Annotated in this window: 19 protein-coding genes; 8 read left to right on the top strand and 11 right to left on the bottom strand. The window is 68.4% G+C overall.

Annotated elements, in window-relative coordinates; translation table 11 throughout:
• Window positions 1-258: 258 nt before the first annotated feature.
• The 7 genes from ACFVBH_RS14590 to cofD all read right to left on the bottom strand — a co-directional run bounded on the left by ACFVBH_RS14590 (window position 259) and on the right by cofD (window position 5,730).
• Window positions 259-654 carry a hypothetical protein gene (locus ACFVBH_RS14590; protein WP_354987339.1) on the bottom strand — a complete coding sequence of 132 codons (396 nt, stop codon included), beginning with the start codon at window positions 652-654 and terminating at the stop codon, window positions 259-261.
• Window positions 651-2,048, bottom strand: a complete 1,398-nt coding sequence (locus tag ACFVBH_RS14595; RefSeq protein WP_379002051.1) for a hypothetical protein — start codon at window positions 2,046-2,048, stop codon at window positions 651-653. The genes ACFVBH_RS14590 and ACFVBH_RS14595 overlap by 4 nt, the downstream gene beginning before the upstream one ends.
• 1 nt (window position 2,049) lies before the next feature.
• Entirely contained in the window at window positions 2,050-2,349 is a 300-nt protein-coding gene (locus ACFVBH_RS14600; protein ID WP_379002052.1) for a WXG100 family type VII secretion target, read from the bottom strand.
• Between the two features lie 13 nt (window positions 2,350-2,362).
• Window positions 2,363-2,695: a WXG100 family type VII secretion target gene (locus ACFVBH_RS14605; RefSeq protein WP_354987336.1), complete on the bottom strand. Its 333-nt coding sequence runs from the start codon at window positions 2,693-2,695 to the stop codon at window positions 2,363-2,365.
• Window positions 2,696-2,766: 71 nt separating this feature from the next.
• Window positions 2,767-3,285 (bottom strand): NUDIX domain-containing protein, encoded by a 519-nt coding sequence (locus ACFVBH_RS14610; protein WP_354987335.1) that lies wholly within the window; start codon window positions 3,283-3,285, stop codon window positions 2,767-2,769.
• A 139-nt stretch (window positions 3,286-3,424) separates the two neighbouring features.
• Window positions 3,425-4,774, bottom strand: a complete 1,350-nt coding sequence (locus ACFVBH_RS14615) for a coenzyme F420-0:L-glutamate ligase (RefSeq protein WP_379002053.1) — start codon at window positions 4,772-4,774, stop codon at window positions 3,425-3,427.
• Window positions 4,771-5,730 carry a 2-phospho-L-lactate transferase gene (gene cofD, locus ACFVBH_RS14620; protein ID WP_354987370.1) on the bottom strand — a complete coding sequence of 320 codons (960 nt, stop codon included), beginning with the start codon at window positions 5,728-5,730 and terminating at the stop codon, window positions 4,771-4,773. Before cofD ends, ACFVBH_RS14615 begins: the two co-directional genes overlap by 4 nt.
• Before the next feature lie 626 nt (window positions 5,731-6,356).
• Here cofD and ACFVBH_RS14625 point away from each other — a divergent pair.
• Window positions 6,357-6,584 (top strand): WhiB family transcriptional regulator, encoded by a 228-nt coding sequence (locus ACFVBH_RS14625; protein WP_033089244.1) that lies wholly within the window; start codon window positions 6,357-6,359, stop codon window positions 6,582-6,584.
• A 57-nt stretch (window positions 6,585-6,641) separates the two neighbouring features.
• On the opposite strand, the gene ACFVBH_RS14630 is transcribed toward ACFVBH_RS14625, so the two are convergent.
• A complete protein-coding gene (locus ACFVBH_RS14630) occupies window positions 6,642-7,121 on the bottom strand; it encodes a metallopeptidase family protein (RefSeq protein ID WP_354987333.1) in 480 nt (159 codons plus the stop codon).
• Between the two features lie 161 nt (window positions 7,122-7,282).
• On the opposite strand from ACFVBH_RS14630, the gene ACFVBH_RS14635 reads away from it, so the two are divergent.
• The 5 genes from ACFVBH_RS14635 to ACFVBH_RS14655 all read left to right on the top strand — a co-directional run bounded on the left by ACFVBH_RS14635 (window position 7,283) and on the right by ACFVBH_RS14655 (window position 12,673).
• On the top strand, window positions 7,283-7,684 hold the full coding sequence (locus tag ACFVBH_RS14635) for a DUF3499 domain-containing protein (protein ID WP_379002785.1): 402 nt from the start codon (window positions 7,283-7,285) through the stop codon (window positions 7,682-7,684).
• A 67-nt stretch (window positions 7,685-7,751) separates the two neighbouring features.
• A complete protein-coding gene (locus ACFVBH_RS14640; RefSeq protein ID WP_379002054.1) occupies window positions 7,752-9,128 on the top strand; it encodes a phosphomannomutase/phosphoglucomutase in 1,377 nt (458 codons plus the stop codon).
• Window positions 9,129-9,200: 72 nt separating this feature from the next.
• Window positions 9,201-10,385: a tobH protein gene (locus ACFVBH_RS14645; protein WP_354987330.1), complete on the top strand. Its 1,185-nt coding sequence runs from the start codon at window positions 9,201-9,203 to the stop codon at window positions 10,383-10,385.
• On the top strand, window positions 10,385-11,620 hold the full coding sequence (gene manA / locus ACFVBH_RS14650; protein ID WP_379002055.1) for a mannose-6-phosphate isomerase, class I: 1,236 nt from the start codon (window positions 10,385-10,387) through the stop codon (window positions 11,618-11,620). Before ACFVBH_RS14645 ends, manA begins: the two co-directional genes overlap by 1 nt.
• A gap of 129 nt (window positions 11,621-11,749) precedes the next feature.
• Entirely contained in the window at window positions 11,750-12,673 is a 924-nt protein-coding gene (locus ACFVBH_RS14655) for a cation diffusion facilitator family transporter (RefSeq protein WP_354987328.1), read from the top strand.
• A 117-nt stretch (window positions 12,674-12,790) separates the two neighbouring features.
• Here ACFVBH_RS14655 and ACFVBH_RS14660 read toward each other — a convergent pair whose 3' ends face one another.
• Window positions 12,791-14,257: a phytoene desaturase family protein gene (locus ACFVBH_RS14660; protein WP_379002056.1), complete on the bottom strand. Its 1,467-nt coding sequence runs from the start codon at window positions 14,255-14,257 to the stop codon at window positions 12,791-12,793.
• Window positions 14,258-14,402: 145 nt separating this feature from the next.
• Window positions 14,403-14,978, bottom strand: coding sequence for a TetR/AcrR family transcriptional regulator (locus ACFVBH_RS14665; protein WP_354987326.1), 576 nt, complete (start codon window positions 14,976-14,978; stop codon window positions 14,403-14,405).
• Between the two features lie 88 nt (window positions 14,979-15,066).
• Between ACFVBH_RS14665 and ACFVBH_RS14670 the strand changes: the two genes are divergently transcribed.
• Window positions 15,067-15,507: a DUF4267 domain-containing protein gene (locus ACFVBH_RS14670; protein WP_379002057.1), complete on the top strand. Its 441-nt coding sequence runs from the start codon at window positions 15,067-15,069 to the stop codon at window positions 15,505-15,507.
• Between the two features lie 76 nt (window positions 15,508-15,583).
• Window positions 15,584-15,802, top strand: a complete 219-nt coding sequence (locus ACFVBH_RS14675) for a DUF4287 domain-containing protein (RefSeq protein ID WP_354987324.1) — start codon at window positions 15,584-15,586, stop codon at window positions 15,800-15,802.
• An 84-nt stretch (window positions 15,803-15,886) separates the two neighbouring features.
• Here ACFVBH_RS14675 and ACFVBH_RS14680 read toward each other — a convergent pair whose 3' ends face one another.
• Complete coding sequence (locus ACFVBH_RS14680; RefSeq protein ID WP_354987323.1) at window positions 15,887-16,975, bottom strand: NDP-sugar synthase; 1,089 nt, start codon at window positions 16,973-16,975, stop codon at window positions 15,887-15,889.
• Between the last annotated feature and the right edge of the window lie 41 nt (window positions 16,976-17,016).

Genomic DNA, 17,016 nt, shown 5'->3' on the forward strand with positions numbered 1-17,016 from the left:
CCCGGATCAGAAGCGCGGCACAGAGATCGTGTTCGTTCCACACGGTCGGGTCCGACCACGCGAGCGCCCGGTCCCGATCGATCTTCTCGACGTGCGCGGCCCGCGCGTCCGCCAACTGGATCCCGTCCCGCTCGCCCCCGGCTCCCACCGGCCAGGAATCAGCGGGCGTGGGCGAGGTTGGCCAGAGTCCTACCCCGGCCATCTCGACACCCCCGTCGACACGATACCTGTTGCCACTAAACAACTTACGGGACATCCTCAGCCTGAAAATTCGCCAGCGATCCGATCCAGAGCATTGACGATACGATCCAAATCGGATACCGATCTACGGCAGAAATCCTGATCTTCCGCCATCAAAATGCTTCGCGCCTCCGCCGCGGTCCCCAAGCGTCGCTTCGCCCGCTCAGCCAATAGCAGACTGGGCATGAGGACCCAATTTCTCCGTTCGGCGTCAAACGACCAATCTACTTCCAGGTTCGGATCGCTGACGATTTCGCGAAAGACGTCGATCAATCCGATCGGGCGAGGTTCAGAAAACCTCCATACAAGCAATGGCGGCACCGCGATACCATCGACATCCACCCCACCGGAATGCCTGAACCATTCCAAATCACCGAACTGCCTGAGACGGTCGATCAGATCTTGTGAGTTCAATATTCCGTCTTCTCGATCGTCGCCTTGGGATTATCACCCAGAATACCGTTTCGCCATACGTCTATCGGGATAGGATTTGGATCCACCCTCGGATCATACACATACTTTCCATCGGTGAATATCTGATGATAGTCGAAGTTCTCCCACACTCCGAATTCCTTCAATCGCAATTGCTCTCCGGCAGGTGGCAGCACCTTCAACATTTCACCTTCACCGCCTGCCATCTTCTCGAAACGCGCGGCGATCTCAGAGCAATCGAGGCCGTCATCGATTCCTTCCGCGAGCATTCTCGCCATCTCGTCGGTGACGGCCTTGTTGGGAACTGCCGCTCCCGCTTCAGAGGCTCCTCCACCGGCATTTTCCCCCTCGTCCATGCTGTCGATCGCGACCTTGATGGCGAGGATAGTGGCCAGGGTGCCGGTGAGCGTCTGGATGTTCTTGGCGGTGTTGAAGGCGGTGACGACACCCACCGCATTGGGACCGAGGCGGCCCAACAGGCCGATGATGCGGATGAGTTTGCTGCCTTCGTAGGCGGTTCGGCACGCGTTGAGGGTGTTGGTGATGATCGCGCCGATGCCGCCGGCGGCCGCGGCACCGCCTCCGCCGAATGTGAAGCAGGCGGCGATGACGCCGACCACCGCGGTGACGGTGACACCGATTATCGCCGTGCTCAGGATCGTGCTGATGGCGCTGCGGACCTCGGAAGTTCCCGTGCTGTAGTCCTCGACGGCGGTACCGATGGACAATCCAGCCGACGCCAGGTCGGTCGCGCCCTGGCGCAACGAACCCAGTTGGGCCAGCAACGTGTCCTTGTTCGGGTCGCTGAGCGTCTCGAACAAGGCGATGACGGTGCCGATGCTGTCCGCCGCTCCGGTGACCGCGGCGTTGCCGTTGAAGGTCTTCCAGGCCGACGCCGCAGCGGCGAGTCGATCGGTATCACCATTGGGAAGCGCGCCGAGCTCGTCGCGGATCTTGTCGACGAATCTGTTGTAGAGATCGGAGTCTCCGCCACGCTGCTCGGCGCCGAGACCATTGGCACCGGTCGCGGCGGGCATATCCATCTCGGTGTCGTAGTAGAGCGAGGATTCGACGGGTTTTTCCGGCATGTTGGTCGGCCGCTGGCTGACCGCGTAGTTCCAGCCGTACGCGTACAGTACGTCGCCGTAATGCATCAGCGCGTTGACCAGAGCTGCGGCGGCGCGGGTGAAATCGGCTGCTGCGGTGTCATATTCCTGAGCCCACTGCAAACAACCAGGCGCATCGCCCGCCATGCCCTTGCATTTGTGGACCAGCGTCGAATGAAGCGGACCGAATGCGAGCGACAGCTCACCCGCGAGATCGTGACACTTCTTGCCCGCCGAATAGGCAACGCCCCATTCGATGTAAATTGCCACGTCAGGATCCACCCAGCATGCGACCGTTGAGATCGACTGCCCGCTGTATCCGTTCGTGCGCCAGGCGCGCGCCTTCCTGCGCGGTGCCCACCCCGGCCGCGAACTCACGGGCCTTGACAGCCCAGATCTGATGCGCCTCCGAATATGCCTGCGCCGCAGCGGAATCCCATACACCCGGCCCAAGTCCAGCAACCGTCGTATCGATCGCGTCGAGCTGGTCGGTGATGAACCCCGCCAGCGCTGACAGGCGCGCGACTATGCCATCGAGTTGATCGAGATCAACCCGGAAACCGTCTTCCATGCCCCCCGGCCCTTCACATGTTCAGATTGGTCAACTGCACGGTCGAGACCTCTTCGGTCTGTTCATACGTGTTCGCGGCCGCACCGAGCTTGCCCGCCAGCGAATCGAGCGTCGACAGGATCGCGAGACCGCTGTCGCGGGTTTGGGTCCAGCCGTTGGTGAACCGTGTCGCCGCGGGGCCGGCCCAGTCGGCGTCCAGGAACGAATCCACCTCACTGCCCGCCGATTCCAGCGCGCTGCGCAGATCCACCGCGGCCTTCGATACCAATTGTCCGATCGCACGTACCGCCGCCGGAGTCACGTCCACCCCGGTTCCAGCGGTCGTCGAATCCCCCTCGACCCCCATGGGCGGGAACGCTAACCGACCGACCGGGCATTGTCGACTCGGGAGCCGACCACGGTCGGCCGGTTCGCCGCTCAGCGCAGCAGGACGTCCGCGTCCGGGGGGAGAGCGTCGACCGGCCAGAACCGGAGGTCGGTGGACTCGTGGCTGCGGACCGGGACCGCGCCGGGTGGGGCGGTGATTTTGAACAGGAGGTCCAGGTGGCGGGTCGGGACCCCGAGGGAGCAGGTGATGGGGTGAGCCTGGGCCGCGTAGAGGCCGGGGTGGAGGTGGAGACCTTCGATGCCGGACTCCTCGGTGGCCTCGCGGTAGGCCGCGCCGGACACCGAATCGTCGGATTCCTCGCAGTGGCCGCCCAATTGGATCCAGCGGCCGACGCGGGGGTGCAGGGTCAGCAGGACTTCGGACTCGTCGTGGGACAGGACTATCGCCGACGCCGTGATGTGGCCGGCGGCGTGCTCGCGCAGGCAGCCGCGGGGGGCCGAACCCAGGAACGCGAGCATCGCCTCGCGCAGGGACGAGTCCGGACCCGTTGCGGGGGACCACTTTTCGAGCAGCTCGGTGGCCGAGCGGTGCAGGGATTCAGCGCTCACGGTTCCACCGGTCCCGTACCGCGCGCCTCGAGTTCGGCGCTCGCCCCACACAAAGACTCCGGACGGGTGGGGTGGAGCCGATGCCCGCGATCGCGGGTGGCGCCCGAGCCGCGCACGCCCTGTGCCCAGGGCCCCCTGCTCACAGCTCCACCAGCCCGGTGCCGGGGTCGCGCGCGGCGCGGGGCTCGAGCTCCTCGAGGGGATAGCCGATCGCGATGGCGCCCAACGGGTTCCAGTCCGATTCCAGGCCGAGCACCTCGCGGGTCAGCTCGGGGGCGAAGATCGTCGAGCCGATCCAGCAGCTGCCGACGCCCTTGGTCGCGAGCGCCACCAGCAGGCCCTGCACCGCCGCGCCGACGGCGACGTTGAACATGGTCGCCTCGTGGCCGCGCCGGCGCTCGTCCGGATAGTCGTGCGCGCCGTCGGGCACGCAGAACGGGATGATCACCTCGGGGGCGTCGAACAGGATCCGCCCGCGCGCGACCCGGCGTTCGACCCGTTCGGGATCGAGCCCGTCGGCGCGCAGATCCGCACGCCACTTCTCGGCCATGGCCTCGAGCAGCCGCTCGCGCAGCGCCCGATCGCGCAGCCAGACGAACCGCACCGGCCGGGTGTGGTGCGGCGCGGGCGCGGTCAGCGCCTCCCCCACCGCGGCCCGGATCAGCTCGGGTTCGACCGGGGCCTGGGCGAACTGCCGCACCGACCGCCGCACCAGCAGCGCCTGCGAGCGCCCGAGCTCGATGGCCTCCCGTGTCCCGAGCCAGAACAGATCCTCGACCCCGCGCCGCGGCAGATCCGCGGCGGTCGAGCCGTCGTCGGTGTAGTCGAGCCCGCGCACCACCGCGATCGGCACCCCGCCGAGTTTGCCCTTCACCAGATCGGCGGCCGCGGCCAGCTCGTCGGCGATCGCGACCAGGGTGACGTGCAGTTCGTTGCCCTGCCCGTCGATCGCGCCGTCGTAGTCGTGCAGCACCCGCACGCCGGAGGATCCGATGGCGGCGTCGATCTGGCCGTTGCGCCATGCCCGCCCCATGGTGTCGGTGACGACCACGGCCACGTGGACGCCCAGCCGGTCGGCGAGCGCGGTGCGCAGGGCCTTGGCGCTGCCGTCGGGATCGACCGGCAGCAACACCAGTTCACCGGACTCCACATTGGACCCGTCGATGCCGGAGGCCGCCTGCACGATGCCGAGTTTGTTCTCGGTGATCAGGGTGCGATTCTTCTGCGCCAGTACGCGAACAGCCTCCTGCCGCACCAGTTCCCGGCGTGCGGCGTCGCGCTCCTCGGGATCGGCGGGTGCGGCGACGATCCGGCCCTCGACCTTGGAGACGATCTTGCTGGTGACCACCAGCACGTCGCCGTCCCGCAACCAAGGAGCCTGTGCCGCAATGTGTTCGGCGATATCGTCGCCGGGCCGGAACTCGGGCAGACCGGTGATGGGCAGTATGCGGAGTTCGCCTCCGGCCGCGTGATCGTGCACGGCGCTCATGGTTTCACGCCCGCGAGATCCAGGGCCTGTCCGACCATCAGCGCGGTGGTGGCGGGATCGGTCATGAGCAGCGGAACCGCGCGCACCTCCACGCCGGGGACGTCGGCGGTGTCGCCGGTGTGAATGAGCCAGCCGTCGAGGATTCCGGTGGCCGACCGCGCGCCGAAGTGGTTGCCCACGGCCTCCGCGGTCGTCTCCACCCCGATAACCGACAGGCATTCATCGGCCATACCGCGCAGGGGCTTTCCGTCGATCACCGGGGACAGCCCGATCACCTTGGCGGTGGTGGTGCGCAGCGCGCCGCGAATACCCGGTACCGCGAGGATCGCACCCACGCTCACGACGGGGTTGGAAGGGGCCAAAAGCACCACATCCGCGGACTCTATGATTTCTGTCACACCTGGCGCCGGTTTTGCTTGATCCGCCCCAATAGTCACGAATCCATGGGTCTCCACGTTCGCGCGGTACCGCACCCACCACTCTTGAAAATGGATCGCGCGACGTTCGCCAGGGTTCTCCGGGTCACCGATAACGACGTGTGTTTCACACCGATCGTCCGTTGCCGGGAGCAGTTTCACACCCGGCTGCCAGCGATTGCAGAGGGCATCGGTCACCGCGGAGAGCGGGTATCCCTGACGCAGCATTTCGGTCCGGATGAGATGGGTGGCGATATCGCGGTCACCGAGCCCGAACCAATCGGGCTGGGCGTTGTATTTCGCCAGCTCCTCCTTGGCATTCCAGGTCTCGTTCGCATGCCCCCAGCCGCGTTCGGGATCGATGCCCCCACCCAGCGTGTACATGCAGGTGTCCAGGTCAGGACAGATTCGCAGCCCGTGCATCCAGACGTCGTCGCCGACGTTCACAATGGCGGTCACTTCGGCGCCGGGGACCAGCTCACGCACGCCCTGCAGGAACCGCGCACCGCCGACTCCGCCGACCAGTACCGCAATCCGCAGACCGGTTCCGGGCGCGGTATCCGCTTGTTCTCGAGTCACATCCGCACAGCCTAAGCGGTACACGCGCGAACACTCCCGGCAGGATATTTGCTGTGAATTTGCTACTTGATCTGCGGGAACCCCGGAAAATGGGGTCGCAGATGGTAACGGAATAGCTTCGGCGGCTTGACCACCGCCACGCCCGGCGTGTCTAATCACAAGCATGTCATTCCGGGTCCACGCGAGAGCTCAAGGCGCGGACCACTTTTCGAACAGATGTTCGTATCGGGATGGCCAGCAGCTCGGGGATGGCCGCGGGACTACGTCGCGGTGTTGGGCCGTCGGTGGGATCGGCTCCGACGGATTAATCATTCTGCGCTAACACACAGTGAGGAGGCGGAGCGATGGCCGATGAGCTGGCCCCGTCAGGAATTCCGGGCGGTGTATCGCAAACCGATTCCCAAGCTGGCGCAGCTTCTGACTTCTGCGCCGACGTTTGGAACGGACACGAGGGGGGTGAACTGATGACGCCGCGCCCAGGCGGCGGTCAATGGGCTCGTGCGCAATACCAGCCCGAACCGCCCCGCCTGAGCCTGATCGTCACAGGCACCGATGAGGGGTTCGACAGTTTTTCCCGCGGGGGTCGCATGACCGAGGCGGAGCAGTGGCAGGAACGGGCGCTGTGCGCCCAGACCGATCCGGAGGCGTTCTTCCCCGAGAAGGGCGGCTCCACCCGCGAGGCCAAGCGCATCTGCCTGGGCTGCGAGGTACGAGACGAATGCCTGGAATACGCGCTCGCCAACGATGAGCGCTTCGGCATCTGGGGCGGGCTCTCCGAGCGCGAACGCCGCCGCCTCAAACGCGGCATCATCTAGAGACGCCGGGCCCCTCGCACGAAATCTCTTGTAGCGAGGGGCTTTTCACACTCCCGACTACTCCGGCTCCGGGTCGATCACATCCGGATCGACCCCGAGATAGGTCGCGATCTGCTGAACGAGCACCTCGCGCAGCAGGTCCACCAGATCGTCCGGATCCCCGGCGCGTAGTTCCAGCGGCTTGCGGAAGATCACGATGCGGGCGCGTGTCGCCTGACCGTAGCGGTCGACCCCTGCCGGGATGAGGCGCGACAGGGGCACCGGCCCGTCGGCCACCACCTCGTCCGGCCAGGTGACCGAATCCGGGTTCAGCGGACGGATTTTCGGTACGTCGTCCACCGCGATGTCGAGATTGGTGAGTTGGTCGTGCCAGCGACTTTCCAAGGGCGCGAACGCTTCCAGCACCAACCGGTCGAACTGCTGACCGCGCGTGCGGCGAGCCGGAACGGTGGGCGGCAGCATCGGTCCACGCACACCCCGCCCGCGGCGGATGACAGACCGCGCCGTGGGGGCGGGTCGCTTACGTGAACGGGTCATACTCCGAATCTAACCGCATCGGAACGTCCCGATGGACTCGACTCGACTTACCCGTCCGACCCGCCGTAATACGCCGTCGAAGCACGATTGTGGCGTGTCCCATTGCGCGTGTCTGACCGCGCGGAGGCTCCCGGAGGGTTACCCTGCATGGCGTGATTCCCATGCGTCGTTGCTGCCGACCCGGATGCAAGAACCCGGCCGTCGCGACGCTGACCTATGTGTACTCCGACTCCATGGCGGTGGTCGGTCCACTGGTCACGGTCGCGGAGCCGCACTCGTGGGATCTGTGCGAGACGCACGCCTCCCGCATCACCGCCCCGAAGGGCTGGGAACTGGTCAAGCACGAGGGCGGTTTCTCCTCGGGCACGCCCGATGACGACGACCTCACCGCGCTGGCCGAAGCCGTTCGCGAGGCCGGATTGCGGCGTCGCGCACCCGAACCCGATCCGCGCGGCTATTCCGACTATCCGGGCGGCGCGGGCCCCGCGGCCCAGCGCACCGGCCGCCCCGCGCGCACCGGCCGGCGCGGTCATCTCCGGGTCCTGCCGGATCCGCCGAACTGACAGATGTCCGTATACAGCTTCCCGGCCGGGCGCAAAAGTCTCGGGCAGGCGGGATAGTGTGGTCGGCATGACAGTCGCCCGCTCCGCCGAGTCCGTGCACGCAGTCATCAAGGCGTATGACGTCCGCGGTGTCGTCGGCGAACAGATCGACGCGGCGTTCGTCGCGGCCGTGGGTGGCGCGTTCGCCCGGCTCATGCGCGCCGAGGGCGCGGCCCAGGTCGTCATCGGCCACGATATGCGCGACTCCTCACCGGAATTGGCCGCGGCCTTCGCCGACGGCGTGCTCGCCCAGGGCCTGAACGTGGTGCACATCGGCCTGGCCTCCACCGATCAGCTGTACTTCGCCTCGGGCCACCTCGAGTGCCCCGGCGCCATGTTCACCGCCTCGCACAATCCGGCCAAGTACAACGGCATCAAGCTGTGCCGCGCCAAGGCGCTGCCGGTCGGTCAGGACACCGGCCTGGCCACCATCAGCGACGAGGTCATCGCCGGCGTGCCCGCCTTCGACGGCCCGCGCGGCACCGCCACCGAACAGGACCTGCTCGCCGATTACGCGACCTTCCTGCACAAGCTCGTCGACCTGAGCACGAGCCGCCCGCTGCGCATCGCGGTGGACGCCGGCAACGGCATGGGCGGCTACACCGTGCCCGCCGTGCTCGGCACCGTCGGTCAGTACGAGATCAAGCCGCTGTTCTTCGAGCTGGACGGCAATTTCCCCAATCACGAAGCCAATCCCCTGGATCCGAAGAACCTGGTGGATCTGCAGGCCTACGTCCGCGAGACCAAGGCCGATATCGGCCTGGCCTTCGACGGCGACGCCGACCGCTGCTTCGTGGTGGACGAGAACGGCGACCCGGTCTCCCCCTCGGCGGTCACCGCCCTCGTGGCCGAGCGCGAGCTGGCCAAGGAGCCGGGCGCGACCATCATCCACAACCTGATCACCTCCAGGGCCGTGCCGGAGCTGGTGAACCAGCTGGGCGGCAATCCGGTCCGCACCCGCGTCGGCCACTCGTTCATCAAGCAGCAGATGGCCTCGACGGGCGCGATCTTCGGCGGCGAGCATTCGGCGCACTACTACTTCCGCGACTTCTGGGGCGCCGACTCCGGCATGCTCGCGGCCCTGCACGTGCTCGCCGTGCTCGGCGAGAAGGACCGGCCGATGTCCGAGCTCGCGTCCGCGTATGCAACATATGCGTCCTCCGGGGAGATCAACTCCACGGTGGCCGATGCGAAGGAGCGGACCTTGGCCGTACTGGAAGCGTTCGGCGCGCGCGCGAAGTCGGTGGATCGCCTCGACGGGGTGACCGTGCAACTGGCCGACGGCGCGTGGTTCAACCTTCGGGCCTCGAATACCGAACCGCTGCTGCGGCTCAACGTCGAAGCCCGATCGCAGGAGGATGTAGACGGACTCGTAACCGAGATCCTGAGCATCGTCCGCGCCTGACTGGAATAGTGGAATCACAGAGCTTGGATTCGCCAGCGCCTGGTGACCTGTGAGGGGAGGTGGCAACGCCCGATGATCGCTGGGACACCGGTACTCGATCTCGATGACGTCGCCTCGCTGGAGGCGGCCGACGTCGCGGGCACGCTGCGCTCGGCGGCCTCCGGCGGAGCCCAGGTGCGGGCCACCGCCGCCGCCCTGGCGGAGAACGCCCTGACGCGCCTGACCGAGCTGCGTCCGCGCAGCGTGGTTCTGGTCTCCGGCAGTGGCCGGGCCGCACGCGCGGCCGCCCTGCTGGTCGCCGCGCTCGGCGACAGAACCAGCATGCCCGTGGTGACCTCGACCGCGATCCCCCCGTGGGTGGGCCCGCTGGACGTGGTACTGGTCGCGGGCGACGACGCGGGCGATCCGCGCCTGGCCGAGGCCGTGGATTTCGCGGTGCGCCGGGGTGCGGAGGTCGTGGTCGCGGCGCCGGACGAGGGTCCGCTGCGGGCCGCCGCCGCGGGCCGGGCCACCATGCTGCCGCCGCGCATTCCCGTGCTGGACCACAACCGCATGCTGCGCTTCCTGGCGATCGGCATGGCCGTGCTGGCCGCGGTGGATCCGCATCGCACCGGCCCGCTGGTACCGGATCTGAACGCGCTCGCCGATCTGCTCGACGCCGAAGCGCTGCGGGACGGCCCGCAGCAGGAGGCGTTCCGCAATCCGGCCAAGACCCTGGCCACCCGCATGCAGCAGCGCAAGCGCCTGATCATGTCCGGTGATTCGCCCGCCACCACCGAGCTCGCCGCGCACGCCTCGGACGTGCTGCTGGGCGCGGCCGGGCAGGTCGGGGCGGCCGCCGGGCTGGCGGAAGTCATTGCCGCGCACGGGCGTCTGATCCAGGCCGCGGGCGTCGCCGCGCCGGATTTCGATCCGCTCTTCCACGACGCGGAACTCGACGGGCCCGCGCCGGTCGAGCAGGTCCGCATCTTCGTACTCAGCGCGGACACCGATCAGGTGCTGGTGCGCAGACGGCTGGCGGTGTTCGGTTCCGACGCCGGGCTCGTGGACGTCGATCTGGTGAATCTGGACGCGGAGGCGGCGGGTACCGCGCCGGCCGCGGAGGCGGCGGGGCAGGCCGTGCCCGCCGGTCGGGGCGGCGAGCTGGAACAGCTCGCGGTGCTGACGCTTCGAATCGAGATGGCGGCCGCGTATCTACGACTACTCGGTTCCCGCCCGGTCGCAGATCCGGGACGCTACGACGGGGGACACTACTAGTGCACGAACTCGTTGGTGCGCTGCGTTCTTACGCATGGGGTTCGCGCACCGCGCTCGCTCAGCTGTGCGGACGACCGGTTCCATCCGCGCATCCGGAGGCCGAACTCTGGTTCGGCGCGCATCCGGCCGATCCCGCGCAGGTGCGAATCAATGGACACAGCACATCGCTGCTCGATGTGGTCACCGCGAATCCACAGCGCGAATTGGGCTCGGTCGCGGGTGAATTCGGCGGGCGGCTGCCGTTCCTGCTGAAGATCCTCGCCGCCGAGGAAGCGCTCTCGCTGCAGGCGCACCCCAGCCTCGAACAGGCGCGGGTGGGTTTCCAGCGCGAGAACCGCGCGGGTATGGCGCTGGACTCACCGCTGCGCAACTACCGGGACGAGAACCACAAGCCCGAACTGGTGGTCGCCCTGGATCGCTTCGAGGCGCTGGCCGGCTTCCGCACGCCCACCGTGACCGTGCGGCTGCTGCATGCGCTCGAGGTGCCCGAACTCGAGCCGTACGCCGAACTGCTCGCCGCCCAGCCGGATTCGGCCGGATTGCGCACGCTGTTCACGACCTGGATCGCGCTGCCGCAGGTCAGTCTGAGCACGCTGCTGCCCAAGGTGCTGGACGGCTGCGTGCGGTATCTGTCCGGCCGGGACGAGGGCTCGGACAGCAAGCGCCGCGAATTCACCGCCGAGATCCGGACCGCGCTGGAGCTGGCCGAGGCGTACCCCGGTGACGCCGGGGTGCTGGCCGCGCTGCTGCTCAACCGCATCACGCTCGAGCCCGGGGAGGCGCTGTTCCTGGACGCCGGGAACCTGCATGCGTATCTGCGCGGGGTCGGCGTGGAGATCATGGCCAACTCCGACAACGTGCTGCGCGGCGGGCTCACCCCCAAGCACGTGGACGTGCCGGAGTTGTTGCGTGTGCTGGACTTCGAACCGCTGGACCTGCCCAAGGTGCAGCCCGAGGTGCTCGGCAACGGCGTCTTCCGGTATCGCACGCCCGCGTCCGAATTCGTGCTCAGCCGGTTCGAGCTCGCGCCGGGCGACGAACCGGTGCCGGTGCCGCACGCCGGGCCGGGCATCGCGCTGTGCACGCACGGGGCGGTCGGTCTGCTGCTGGGCAAGGATCAGCTGCGCGTCGAGTGCGGGCGCGCGGCGTGGATCTCGGCCGCCGACGGCGAGATCCGGGCCCGGGCGCTGGACGGCGCGGCGCAGCTGTTCTGCGCGGCGGTCAGCGAGAACTGAGCGAGGGTCGCGCACCGGCGTGCCCGGGCGGCCCGAAGCCTGTGTCGCGCGGTGTGAATCCGACACCGGAGTCCGCCGCGCACGGCGTGGGTCGCCGACCGCGCCCGCGCCGTCGGTAGCGTCGTTCCCATGGCCTCCGGTGATGACAGTCGTAAGGCGGTACTGGCGGCGTTCTCGGCCGACGCGGGGATCACCGTGGCGAAATTCGCGGGCGCGGTGATCACCGGCTCGTCGTCCATGTACGCCGAGGCGGTGCACTCGCTCGCCGACACCGCCAATCAGGGCCTGCTGCTGATCGGGCGCAAGCGCGCACAGCAGCCGCCGGATCAGCTGCACCCCTTCGGGTACGGGCGCAACCGCTACTTCTACTCGTTCGTGGTGGCGCTGGTCATCTTCGCGCTGGGCTCGCTGTTCGCGATCGACGAGGGCATCACCAAGATCCGCCATCCCGAACATCTCTCGGATGCGGGGATCGCCATCGGGATCCTGGTCATCGCCATGGCGCTGGAGTCCTACAGCCTGTTCACCGCCCGGAACGCCTCGGCGCCGCTGAAGGGCCGCAAGAGCTGGTGGCGGTTCATCCGCACCACCCGCAATCCGGAACTGCCGGTGGTGCTGCTGGAGGATTTCGGCGCGCTCATCGGCCTGCTGCTGGCCTTCCTGGGCGTCGGCCTGACCGAGCTGACCGGCGATCCCATCTGGGACGGCATCGGCACCCTGTGCATCGGCGTACTGCTCGGGTTCATCGCGATAGTGCTCATCGTGGAGATGAAGAGCCTGCTCATCGGCGAGGGGGCCACCCCCGACGAGGAGCGCCGCATTCGGGCGAACCTGGTGGACGGCAAGCGCATCGACCGGATCATCCACCTCAAGACCCAGTACCTGGCCCCCGACGATCTCCTGGTCGCGGCGAAGGTCGGCATGGCCCCGCACCTGGACCTGATCGGCGTGGCCCAGGCGATCGACGACGCGGAAGCCCGCGTCCGCGAAGCGGTCCCGGTGGCGCGGACAATTTATCTGGAGCCGGACCTGTACCGCCCCGAGCTGAATTGACGCACACGGGCGGGCTCGCCACGGTCACCGGTGCTGAACCCGATCACTCCGACTGTCCGCCGGGCACTCTCGTGCCGGTCGCTCGACCGTGCGGGCCGATCAGCTTCCCGCGGGTGTTCAGCTCCCGGCGAGGAGTGCCAGGGGATCCGCGCGGTGGCCGAACTCGCGGCGCAGGGCGTGGCGGGCGGCGAAGTAGCCGTTCATGCCGTGGACGCCGGGGCCGGGCGGGGTCGCGGACGAGCACAGGTACACCCCGGGCAGCGGGGTGCGGTAGGGGTTCCAGCGGGGTACGGGACGAAAGACCGTCTGGCGCAGGGTGACCGCGCCCGCGGAGATGTCGCCGCCGATGTAATTGGCGTTGTGCGCGGGCATTCGGGCCGCGGTGCGGACGTGGGTGGCGAGGATGAGATCGCGGAAGCCCGGGGCGAAGCGTTCGACCTGGGCGATGATCTCGGCGCTGACATCGCGCTTCGACCCGTTCGGGACGTGCGCGTAGGTGTAGAGGGTGTGCTGCCCGGCGGGCGCGCGGGTGTCGTCCACGACGCCGGGCTGGATCGCGAGCACGTAGGGCCGTTCCGCGTGCTGCCCCGCGGCGACGGTCTTCTCGGCGGCCTCGGCCTCGGCGCGCGAGCCGACCAGGTGCAGGGTGCCCGCCCGCTCGCAGCCGAGCCCCCGCCACGGCACCGGGCCGGACAGCGCGAAGTCGACCTTGCACGCCGCGCCGCCGTACCGGAAGTTCTCCAGCGCGCGGGTGTAGCGCCCGGGCAGCCGGTCGCCGGCGATCCGCTGGAGTTCGGCCGGGGCCAGATCCAGCAGTACCGCTGTCACGGAATCGAATTCGTCGATGTCGTCCACCCGGTGTCCGGTGTGTATCCGGCCGCCGTGTGCCCGCAGATCGGCGGCGAGCGCGTCCACGATCGCCTGGCTGCCCCCGCGCGGCACCGGCCAGCCGCCCACGTGCGCGAGGGTGCCGAGCAGCAATCCCACACCCGCGCCGGGGATTCCGCGCGGCGGCCGGATCGCGTGCGCGGCGACGCCGGTCAGCAGCGCCGGCGCGATGTCCTCGCGAAAGCGCAGATTCCACAGCGGTGACGCCTGTTCAAGCAGGCGGCGCGCGACCCCGATCTCGGTGTGCAGCAACCCGCCCGGGCGAATCGGCGGCGGCCGCAGATCCGACATGATCAGCCCGACCACGTCCTCCCAGTTCCGCACCATGGGCCCGAACAGCCGCCGCCAGGCCGCCCCGTCCCGGCCGAGTCCGTCCACGGTGGCGCTCAGATCGCGCCAGGCCAGCCCGGCCCGCCCGCCGTCCAGCGGATGCGCGTAGGACACCTGCGGCACAAGCAGTTCCACCCCGTGCGCGGGCAGATCGAAGGCTCGCAGGAACGGCGAGGCCACCGCCATGGGGTGCGCGCCCGCGCACAGATCGTGCCGGAACCCCGGCAGCGTGATCTCCGCCGTCCGGCAGCCGCCGCCGATCGTGTCGGCGGCTTCGTACACCTCCACCGTGAGTCCCGCCCGGGCCATCAGCACCGCCGCCGCGAGCCCGTTGGGCCCGGACCCCACCACCACCGCGTCAGCCATGATCTCAGCCTAGGCGCGTTCGCGAGGGCGACACCGGACCGTGGTGAATCCCATCCGCGGAGCACGGTTCACACCCGCGTACTAGGAGCGGCCGGACCACGCCGTGCACCACGACCCCGCTTCGGCGCGGCCGAGCCCGGACCACTCAGCCGCCGATCCATTGCGCGACAAGCACATCGAGTCGGCGGGCGCGAAAGTCCGGCCGCAGTCGGCCACCTCGATCCAGGGTCGCCATCCCGTGCAGTGCGCTCCAGGCGACCTCGGTGAAGGTCTCCGGGTCGTGCGGGGCCGCGAACGGCGCGAAGGTGAGCAGCAGTTCCACGAAGCACTCCTTGAGTACCTCGGGGGCGTCCGGCCCGAATTTCAGGTCGGTGCGCAGCAGGAACATGGCGTCGTAGAGGGCCGCGCTCTCCCGCGCGAAATGCAGGTAGCCCTCGGACACCAGGGCCAGCGCCTGTTCCGGGGTCTCGGCGCGGGTGCGGATCTCCCGGGTGGCGACGGCCAGTTCGGCGAAGCCCTGCTCGGCCACGGCGGTGACGATGGCGTCCTTGCCCGAGAAGTGGCTGTACAGCACGGGCTGGCTGTATTCGATGGCCTCGGCCAGTTTGCGCACGGTGACCGCGTCCCAGCCCTGGGTTTCGGCCAGTTCGCGGGCGGTGTCGACGATGCGCTTCTCCCGTTCACCCCGTTCGCGTTCACGACGGCTCTGTGATGCGTTCATGACCGAAATCCTAGCACCGCTAGACAACCTATCGACGCGAATGCTAGCGTTGCTACATCAACAAGCACCGCTAGAACCGGAGATCGACATGACGCTTTCCCGCATCAACACCGCCCTCACCCTGGCCGGCGCGGCCTTCATCCTCTACATCGGTCTCAACTACCTGATCACCCCGGAAACCTTCGCCGCGGGCTTCGGCCTGCCGGAGTGGCCGACCGGCGACGCGGTCGCGTTCATGAACCTCAAGGGCGTGCGGGACACCGCGTCGGGCGTGCTGATCCTGGCCCTGCTGGCCACCGGGCAGCGCTTCGCGATGGGCGTCACCATGGTGGCGATGTCGCTCGTGCCGATCGGCGACATGCTGACCGTGCTGAGCTACCACGGCTCCACCGCCACGGCCCTGGGCGTGCACGGCTTCACCGCCGCGCTGGTCCTGCTCACCGGCGGACTGCTGATCCGGGAAAGCCGCACCGCCGCGGCCGAATCCGCGCAGGCCCCCGCGACCGAATCCGCGCCCACCGCCGCGTGAGGCCGATCACACTACGATGAATCTCGACCGTCCGGTCCGTCAGTACGGGCAACACCCCATGACAAGGAGCGACACCATGGCGACGACCAAGCCCCACGGACCGGCCTCGTACTTCCCCTCCATCGAGACCAAGTACGGCCGCTCGATCGACGAATGGTTCGAGCTCCTGGCCGCTTCCGGGCTCACCGGTCAGAAGAGCATGGTGGAGTGGCTCAAGTCCGAATACGAGCTGGGCCACGGGCACGCCACCGCGCTCGCCCAGTTCCACCTGAACCCGGGCAAGTGGGAACGCTGAGCCCCCGCAGAACCCAGCCGCACAGCGAAAAGGCCGCTCCCCCACGGGGAGCGGCCTTTCGAGTTCGGGTGACCCGATGAATCCCTACACGTCGGTGGAGAAGCGAATGCCGCCGTCGGGGATCTCGACGCCGGGCCACACGCGCGCACCGCGGAGCAGTTCACAGCGCGCGCCCACGATCGCGCCGTCGCCGATGACCGCGTCGCGCACCAGCGCCCGCGGCCCGATCTTCGCACCGAAGCCGATGATCGAACGTTCCACGGTCGCTCCGGCTTCCACGCACGCACCGTCGAACAGGATCGCGCCGTCCAGTCGAGCGCCCGCGCCGACCTCCGCGCCGCGGCCGACGACGGTGCCGCCGATCAGCAGCGCGCCCGGCGCGACGCCCGCGCCCGCGTGCACGAGCGACTCACCGCGCTGGCCCGGCAGCGCCGGGGACGGTGCGATGCCGCGGACCAGATCCGCGGAGCCGCGCACGAAATCCTCGGGGGTGCCCATGTCGCGCCAGTACGAGGTATCGACGTGGCCCTGGATGTGCGCGCCCTCGGCGAGCAGGGACGGGAAGGTCTCGCGCTCGACCGAGACCGGGCGCCCGGCCGGAATCTTCTCGATGTACTCGCGGCGGAACACGTAGCAGCCCGCGTTGATCTGATCGGTCGGCGGATCCTGGGTCTTCTCCAGGAACGCGGTCACGCGGCCGTTCTCGTCGGTCGGCACGCAGCCGAACGCCCGCGGATCGCTCACGCGCACCAGGTGCAGGGTGACATCGGCGTTGGACTCGTGGTGCGTGTCCAGAATCCCGCCGAGGTCGGTGCCGCCGAGCACATCGCCGTTGAACACCATGACCGTGTCCGCGCGCAGCTTGGGCAGCACGTTGCGGATGCCGCCGCCGGTGCCCAGGGCCTCGGACTCGAACACGTACTCGAGTTCGAGCCCGAGTGCCGAGCCGTCACCGAAGTGATCCTCGAACACCTCCGCCTTGTAGGAGGTGCCGAGCACGACGTGGGTGATCCCGGCATCGGCGATGCGGGCCAGCAGATGCTGCAGGAACGGCAGACCGGCCGTCGGCAGCATCGGCTTGGGAGCGGACAGGGTCAGCGGACGCAGGCGGGTGCCCTGGCCGCCGACCAGAATCACCGCATCCGTGGATCCGGCACCATTGCCGCTGTTCACCATGTTCTCCCCTGTGGTCAGGTGTCTATCGAAATTCGCTG

The organism is Nocardia sp. NPDC057668, assembly GCF_042799795.1.
Taxonomy (GTDB): Bacteria; Actinomycetota; Actinomycetes; order Mycobacteriales; family Mycobacteriaceae; genus Nocardia.